Origin of the sequence: Streptomyces sp. NPDC006450 (assembly GCF_040612195.1) — a bacterium.
Classification (GTDB): domain Bacteria; phylum Actinomycetota; class Actinomycetes; order Streptomycetales; family Streptomycetaceae; genus Streptomyces.
On sequence record NZ_JBEXPT010000191.1, the window covers coordinates 1 to 7,670 of the forward strand.

Here is a 7,670-nt window from a genome sequence, read left to right on the forward strand (position 1 = left end):
CCCCGGGCAACGGCGCCGCGCCGGACCGTCACCCCCGCGCCCCCGGCACCGTTTCCAGGGCATGACGCTCCCCGCACCACGCGCCGGCCGAGCCCCCGGCAGGGAATTGGCCGACCCCGCCTTCTGGCAGGCGCCCCCCGCCCACCGCCTGGCCGCCTTCGCCCGCCTGCGGGCGCTGGACTCCCCCGTGTTCGTCCCCGAGGGCACCGGGCACTGGGCCCTCGTACGGCACGCGGACGTACAGGAGGCGAGCCGGCTGCCCAAGGTGTTCGCCAGCGCGCCCGGGGTGACGACGCCCGAGCCGGCCCGGTGGGTGCGGGCGCTGTTCGGTGACTCGATGGTCAACCTGGACGGCGCCGAGCACGCGCAGCTGCGCAAGATCGTGCAGCGGGCCTTCACCCCCCGACTGCTGGCGGCCGCCGAGGAGGACATCCACGCGGTGGCGGCGCGCATCGTGGACGACGTACTGGACCGGCGGCCTGACGAGTTCGTCGAGGCGGTGGCCTCGAAGCTGCCCCTGGAGGTCATCTGCAACATGATGGGCATCCCGGAGCGCTACCGCGCCGAGATCGCCGACCGCGTCAACCACGCCTCCGAGAACATCGGCGTCGAACGGGGCCTGACGGCCCGGCTGCGGATGCCCGGGCGCGGACTGCGGGCCCTGGCCCGGATGCAGCGGATGGTGGCGGGGATCGGGCGGGAGCGGCGCGCGAACCCGACCGACGACCTGATCTCGGCGCTGGTCTGCGCGAACGTGGACGGCGAGGCGCTCGGCGCCCGCCAACTCGGCGCTTTCTTCTCCCTGTTGATGGTGGCCGGAGTGGAGACCACCCGCAATGCCATCACCCACGGCCTCACCCTGCTGACCGACCACCCGGCCCAACGCGACCTGCTGCTGGCGGACTTCGAGGCGCACGCGGACGGCGCGGTGGACGAGATGATCCGCCACTCCACGCCGATCATCCAGTTCCGCCGGACCGTCGTCGCCGAACACACCCTGGGCGGCCACGCGTTCGTCCCCGGCGACAAGGTGGTGCTGTACTACGCGTCCGCCAACCGCGACGAGGCCGTCTTCCCCGATCCGGACGCTTTCGACATCACCCGCTCCCCCAACCCCCACCTGGGATTCGGCGGCGGCGGACCGCATTTCTGCCTGGGCGCGCACCTGGCGCGGGTGGAGATGAAGGCGCTGTTCCGCGAGCTGCTGACCCGCCCGGTCGGCCTGCGCGCGGTCGGCCTGCCCGACCTGGCCGGGTCCAGCTTCGACAACCGGGTCCGCTCACTGCGCTTCGCCTTCGAACAGCCTTAGGCCGGCCCGGAAGACGCGGACCGGCCACCGGCCACCGGGCAGGCTGGGAGCCCGGCGGCCGGAGCGGGGGCCGGCGCACGGCGTGCGCGCGCGCGACGGGTGCCTGCGACAAGCCCTAGCGCTGCAGGCGCCGCACCGCGAGGACGGCGTGGGCGCTGTGGTTGAGCACCTCGGTGTCCCCCGCGAACGCCTGCAGCGTCTCGGCGTCGACCGGACGGCCGGGAACCGCCTCGGGCCAGGCGCGGGTGGCGAAGAGGAAGTACGCCTGCCCGCTCTCGGCCGCCGCCTTGACCCACTCCGGCGGGGCGATGCACTTCGCGTTCATGCCCGGCAGGGTCAGCGCGATCTGGTTGCCCTCCAGGAGGATCTGCACCGGGAAGGAGGCCGGGTTGCGGACGCCGTCCATCACCACGTCGCCGATGGGCAGGCCGATCTCCTCCAGCAGCCCGCGGGCGGCCGCCTCGCTCGCCGCGGGACCGTCGGGGCCGTCCCCGAGGATGTAGGCGAGGAGATAGGGAATGTCGTGGGCCTCGTCGGGGTCGCCGATCCACGCGAGCACCGAAAGGGTGCCCAGCTTGGAGCGGTCGAGTTCGGCCTGGGTAGAAGTCATGCGCCGCACCTTAGTGGTCGCCGGCCCGGCCCTTTGACGCCGTTTCACCCGGGCGGGCTAGACCGTCCAGAAACCACCTCCGGAATTCGCCAGCATGTTCGCGTCCTGATACTGGAGCCGCACGATGCGCGCGTTTTCCGGAATTTCGAACACCACCCATCCTTCGGCCCGCTCACCGACCGCGAGCGAATCGAAGACGAGCGGTTTGCCGGTCGTGAGCTCCCCCGTGGGCACCACCGGGTGGCGCTGCCCCGCGCCGTCGAGCGCCCACATGCGCCCGAGAGCCCCGTACGAGGCCCCGCCCACGTTGACGAAGGACATCGAGGCGGCCACCCAGCGCTTGCCCGCCGCCGGGGCGAAGTTCTTCTCGACGCTGACCGCCGGATCGACGTAGGCGCCCAGCACCACCTGGAGGTGGCGGCCCACCTCCCGGCCCCTGACCCGTACGGAGTCACCCACACGGGCGTCCTTCGAGGCGGCTCGCGCCACCCCGTCCCGGTCCGCCGCGGGATCGTCCCCGATGCCCGGCACACCGTCGTCCACGGGCACGGCGGGCACCGCGGCAGGGGCGAGCGCGGCCCCTTCCGGGGCTCCGGAGCAGGCCGTGGCGCCGAACAGCAGGAGCGGGAGGAGGGCGGCCGTGGCAAGAGCGGACTGACGCATGCGGGATCCCTTCGGGGATCTTCGGGGACGTATTCCGGTCAGTCTCACGCGCCCGGGCGGGCAATTGCACACATCGACACGATCCCGCGGAACGCATTGACCTCCGCATGCCAGCACAATGCGTTCCGGCGGAATTCCGCAACCCCTCAACCCCCTCGTCCAACAGGAGGAACGATGGCCACGACCGGCCCCCGCATGGCCTTGGCCGCACTCGCCGCACTGGGCGCCACGGCGGTATTCACCGCCCCGGCGCATGCCGCACCCTACGGCGGCGACCATTACGTACATGGCATTTACGTATCGCCGGAAGCGCACATCGCTTCCGACGGCACGATCCACCTTTTCGGTGAGTACCACTGCACCACTCCGTCACCCTCGGGAGCGGTTCAGATCAAGGCGACCATCGAGCAGGAGGACGTCCGCCTCAGCATCGGCGGCGGCGACGCCCGGTGCGACGGCGCGGTGCACGCGTGGTCGGCGCACGGCACGCTCCGGCTGACCCCGACCGTCCACGCGGGCGAGGCACTGGCCAGGGCCGAGCTGCAGGAGATCCGTTTCGGCGGCGGACTGCTGCCCCGCTCGATCGACACGGTCGCGCAGGACGCCCACCCGGTCCGGGTGATCGACCACCGGTAGCCGGCGGCCGCGGTGCGCGCGTACGCCCCTCCGGTAGCCGCCGCTACCGGGAGCCGGGCGTCAGCCGGAGCCGGACGGGAGCCGTCAACGGCACGCGGGCGCCTCGCCCGTCATCGACATGAAGGCCACCGTCTGGCACCCCGGGTCCGTGTCCGGACGCCCGGTCGACCAGTCCACCGCCGTCGCCGCCCCGGCCGCGCACAGCAGCAGCGCCAGGACGCCCGTCACCGCGCGCTTGCTCAGCCGTCGCACGGCAGGTTCCACAGAATCCGTTCCATGGCGGCATCATCACCCCGCCCTCACCGCCCCACAACTCGACGTGAGCGACCGGTCACGTTCCGCCCCCTCGCCGCCCGCACCGCCGCCGACCGCGCCCTGTCCCGCCGCCGTCCGTCCGGCCGCCGTCCGTCCCCTCACGGTGCGCTCCGCGCCGCGCTGCCCGCCGCGGAGAACTCGCACCACACCGCCTTGCCGTCGCCCCGGGACTCCACCCCCCAGTGCGTGGCCAGCGCGTCCACCAGCAGCAGCCCGCGGCCCGTGGTCGCCGACTCCCCCGGGGTGCGCCGGCGCGGCCACACGCTGGAGCGGTCCTTGACCCACAGCCGGATCCGCCGGACCGGCTCGGGCAGCACCTCCATCGTCAGCACCGCTCCGCCGTCCGTGTGCAGCAGGGCGTTGACCAGCAGCTCTCCCGCCGCCAGCTCCACGTCGTCGGCGAGTTCCGGCATGCCCCAGTCGCGCAGCGCCTGCCGCAGGGCGTAGCGGGCCTCGGAGAGCCCCTCCGGGTCCGCCTGGTGGACGTACTGGTGGATGCGCGGGGCCCGGTGGGTGCCCGGGTCGGGGGCCCGGCGCAGCACCAGCAGGGCCACGTCGTCGCCGGAGCCCCAGCGCTCCCACAGCCGGTCCGAGAGGTGGTCGGCGAGCGCCCCGGCCCCCTGGGGGCCGCTGCGGACCGCGTGGGCGAGGGCGTCCATGCCCTGGGTGATGGCGGTGCCGGGCTCCTCGACGAGCCCGTCGGTGCAGAGCACGAGGGTCTCGCCGGGGACCAGGTCGAGCCGGGTCTCGGGGAACTCCTCCTGCTCGAAGATCGTGGCCAGCCCGAGCGGCAGGCCGCCGCGCACGTTGGGCCAGCCCGTTCGCCCGTCCGTGTGCCGGATCAGCGGTCCGAGGTGGCCCGCGCGGACGGCCCGTACGCCGCCGGTCTCCAGGTCGACCTGGGCGTACATGCAGGTCGCGAACCGTTCGGTGTCCAGCTCGGCCAGGAAGCGGGAGGCGCGCGCCAGCACGGTGGAGGGCGGATGGCCCTCGCCCGCGTAGGCCCGCAGCGCGATGCGGAGCTGGCCCATGATCGCGGCGGCGTGCGTGTCGTGGCCCTGCACGTCGCCCACGACGATGCCGACGCGGTCGCGGGGCAGCGCGATCACGTCGTACCAGTCCCCTCCGACCTCGCGTCCGCTCCAGGCCGAGTGGTAGCGCACCGCGATCTCCCCGCCGGTGATGTCGGGGATCCGCCGCGGCAGCATGGCCGCCTGCAGCATGGTGGCGAACTCGCGCTCCTGGTCGAAGAGGAGCGCCCGCTGGAGCGACTGGGCGACGATGCCCGCCAGGCCCAGGCAGAGGTTGCGCTCCTCGGGGCTGAATTCGGTGCGGCGGCGGTAGAAGAGCACCAGTCCGCCGATGGCCTCGGCCTGCGCGATGAGCGGGAGGTAGGCGGCCGCGTCGTACTGGATGCGGCGCAGGTAGTCGGAGAGCAGCGGGAACTCCTGCGCCAGCTCCGTCAGCGAGGTGACGAAACGTGCCTTCCTGCTGAGCACCGCCTGCGACAGCGGCAGCGAGCCGTCCAGCCGGGTGAACTTGCGCTCGCTGAGGATCTCCAGGGACTCCCCGCTCAGCGCGATGATCTTGATGGTTCCGCCCTCGACCAGCCCCAGCGCCAGTCCCTCCGCGCCGAGCCGCTCCAGCGCCCCCGCGCCCGTCAGCGTGGCCGTCACGTCGTCGACCGTCACCGCCCGCGACAGGGCCTCCGTGGTCCGCTGCACGATGGCCGCCTGCTGGGCGCGCGCCGATTCGAGCTTGCGCAGCACCGTGAGGTGGGCGAGCTCGGCCGTCGCGTCCCGGACGATGCCGACGATGCGCACCGGGCGGCCCTCAGCTTCCCGCAGGACCCGGCCCTGGGTGTGGGTCCACTGGTCGCGGCCGTCGCGCCGCTGCACCGTGAAGTACTGGCCGTACGTCTCCTCCCCGGCGTCCAGGACGCCCTGGACGGTGTCCCTGAGCCGGGCGGCGTCGTCGATCGGGATCCGCAGGCCCACGCTGTCGGGGGTGCCGTCGAAGTCCTGCGGATCCAGGTCGAAGACCGCCATCCCGGCCTCGTCCATGGTCATGGTCCCGGCGCCGAGGTCCCACTCGAAGCTGCCCATGCCGTTGAGCGCGAGCCGCTCGCCGGGGTCGGTGAGGGGGTGCTGGGCGCTCCCGGCACTCCCCGCGCTCCCGGGGCCGTCCGGTCTCTTGTCGCGTCGCTCCGCCGCTGCCACGAGACTCACACCACCTAACGGCCGGGCCAGCACGGCTGGGAAATGAGCCGCTCCCACTCCTCGTCAGGATGCCCCGGAAGGGTGCGTCCGGCCTCCTGCCAGCGCTTGAGGAGGGAGAGGTAGATCACCGAGGGGTCGTACGGGGCCTGGGAACGCTGCGCCTGGGAACGCTGCGCCTGCGCGTGCCGACCCTGCGGGTACGGGTCCTGCGGGTACGGGTCCTGCGGATACGCGTCCTGCGCGCGCGGGGACTGCGGGTACGGGGGCTGCGGGTACGGGGTCTGCCCGTACGGCCGCGGGGGCGCCGCCCTCGTCGTCGTGCCGGGCTGCTCCGCACGGCTCGCCGGAATCCTCACCCAGCCCCTGCCCTGTGCGCGCTCCTCGCTCATCGCGACACCTCTCACGTCGTGTGACTGGCTCTCACGCTCTGCGCCCGGCAGCCGAAGCCCGGTCGGTCCGGGGCGCACCGCTGGAACCCCTCAGCGGGCTCCGGGCCCCCAGACGCTTGCGGACTCCTGAGACCAGTCTCCCCGCCGTGAAGCCGGCGCCGTGCACGAATCGCATGGAAGGGCCGAATGAGGGAGCGGTCAGCAGCCCCGCGAAGAACAGCCCCGGCCACGAGGACTCGAAGCCGGGACTCAGCTCCGGCGTCCCGCTCTCCCCTACGGTGGCCAGCGCGGCCCGCAGCCCCGCGTCGAGCAGCTCCAGCCGGGCCAGGTCCGGGGCGAAGCCGGTCGCCGCGATCACGTGCGAGGTGTTCAGGACGACGGGCTCCCCCGCGGCGGTGGACAGCCCGAGCCGGGTCCCCCCGCCCGCCGGGACCGCCCGCTGCAACCGGTGGCCGAGCAGGACCGGGACCCGCCGCTCGAAGCGCTCCCGCAGCCACCAGGCTCCGGCCGGGCCCAGGGCGGTCGCCGCGATCCGCTCCCGGGTGGGCGCGGGCAGCCTGCGCACCGCCCAGGGCAGCTCCGACCAGGCCCAGCTCCGCCAGCCGGTGCCCAGGCCGCTGTGCGGATCGCGCAGGGCGCGCAGCGGGGGCCGCCGCAGCGGCTGCGGGACGGTGTTCCAGTTCAGCCGGGTGCGCCGGGCCACCAGGCACGGGCGGGCGCCGTTCTCCGCGAGCAGGGCCGCGGTCTCCAGCGCCGCCTGCCCGGCGCCGAGCACGGCGACCTCGCGGCCGGTGAAGCGGGTCAGGTCGCGGTGGCCGCTGCTGTGCGAGTAGTGGGACGCGGGCAGTTCCCGTAGCGCCTCGGGGTACCGGACGAACGGCATCACGCCCACGGCCAGCGCGACGGTCCGGGCGAGCAGCTGCGGCCCCTCGGCGGTACGGATCCGGAAACCCCCGCCCTGCGGGGTGACTTCGATGACGGTCGCCTCCTCCACCCGGGGCGCTGCGTGCCGGGCGAACCAGAGCCCGTACGCGCTGAACGTCCCGATGGGCAGCGGAGTTCCGTGTTCGGCGGCGATCCCGTGGCCCGCGCAGTATTCGGCCAGCGTGTAACGCCCGTCGGGCGCCGAGAGGTTGGAGGACCACGGCTCCGACTTGAGGTACATGCCCTCGGGCATGTGGTCCCGCCAGGAGGCCATGGGACGCCCGAGGATCCGCACCCCGAGCCCCGCACCGGCCGCGTGGGCGGCGATCGACAGCCCGTAGGGCCCCGCTCCGACCACCACGAGATCGTCCATCCGTGTCACCGCAGTCCCTCCAGCCTCATGGTTTGTCTCCCGCCACCTGCGCCCCGAGCCGCCCCCGCGCCCCTACGCCCTACACGCCTACGGCCGTACGGCCTTACCGCGTCACCAGCTCGTCCGGCTCCGCCGGGGCTTCCTGCGGAGCCGAGCGGACGCCGGGGCCGCCGGGGCCGCCGGGGCCGCCGGAGGCACCTGCCTCGCCGGGCGGCGCCAGCTCCCGGCCCCG

Annotated in this window: 8 protein-coding genes; 2 read left to right on the forward strand and 6 right to left on the reverse strand. The window is 73.9% G+C overall.

The window, feature by feature from the left end; genetic code table 11:
- Positions 1-61: 61 nt before the first annotated feature.
- Entirely contained in the window at positions 62-1,309 is a 1,248-nt protein-coding gene (locus ABZY57_RS31115) for a cytochrome P450 (protein ID WP_356517638.1), read from the forward strand.
- A gap of 115 nt (positions 1,310-1,424) precedes the next feature.
- Here the strand turns inward: ABZY57_RS31115 and ABZY57_RS31120 are convergent, their stop codons facing one another.
- Together ABZY57_RS31120 and ABZY57_RS31125 are read right to left on the reverse strand one after the other, a co-directional pair.
- Positions 1,425-1,919 carry a DUF5949 family protein gene (locus tag ABZY57_RS31120; RefSeq protein ID WP_356517640.1) on the reverse strand — a complete coding sequence of 165 codons (495 nt, stop codon included), beginning with the start codon at positions 1,917-1,919 and terminating at the stop codon, positions 1,425-1,427.
- 57 nt (positions 1,920-1,976) lie between these two features.
- Positions 1,977-2,582: a DUF4352 domain-containing protein gene (locus ABZY57_RS31125; protein WP_356517642.1), complete on the reverse strand. Its 606-nt coding sequence runs from the start codon at positions 2,580-2,582 to the stop codon at positions 1,977-1,979.
- Between the two features lie 174 nt (positions 2,583-2,756).
- Here ABZY57_RS31125 and ABZY57_RS31130 point away from each other — a divergent pair, with 174 nt between their 5' ends.
- Complete coding sequence (locus ABZY57_RS31130) at positions 2,757-3,218, forward strand: DUF6299 family protein (RefSeq protein WP_356517644.1); 462 nt, start codon at positions 2,757-2,759, stop codon at positions 3,216-3,218.
- Positions 3,219-3,302: 84 nt separating this feature from the next.
- On the opposite strand, the gene ABZY57_RS31135 is transcribed toward ABZY57_RS31130, so the two are convergent.
- The 4 genes from ABZY57_RS31135 to ABZY57_RS31150 form a co-directional block, all read right to left on the reverse strand.
- Positions 3,303-3,470, reverse strand: coding sequence for a hypothetical protein (locus ABZY57_RS31135; protein ID WP_250737611.1), 168 nt, complete (start codon positions 3,468-3,470; stop codon positions 3,303-3,305).
- 161 nt (positions 3,471-3,631) lie between these two features.
- Positions 3,632-5,761, reverse strand: coding sequence for a SpoIIE family protein phosphatase (locus tag ABZY57_RS31140; protein WP_356517646.1), 2,130 nt, complete (start codon positions 5,759-5,761; stop codon positions 3,632-3,634).
- A 5-nt stretch (positions 5,762-5,766) separates the two neighbouring features.
- Positions 5,767-6,141: a hypothetical protein gene (locus ABZY57_RS31145; protein WP_356517648.1), complete on the reverse strand. Its 375-nt coding sequence runs from the start codon at positions 6,139-6,141 to the stop codon at positions 5,767-5,769.
- A 31-nt stretch (positions 6,142-6,172) separates the two neighbouring features.
- Complete coding sequence (locus tag ABZY57_RS31150; protein ID WP_356517650.1) at positions 6,173-7,438, reverse strand: NAD(P)-binding domain-containing protein; 1,266 nt, start codon at positions 7,436-7,438, stop codon at positions 6,173-6,175.
- Positions 7,439-7,670: the final 232 nt, after the last annotated feature.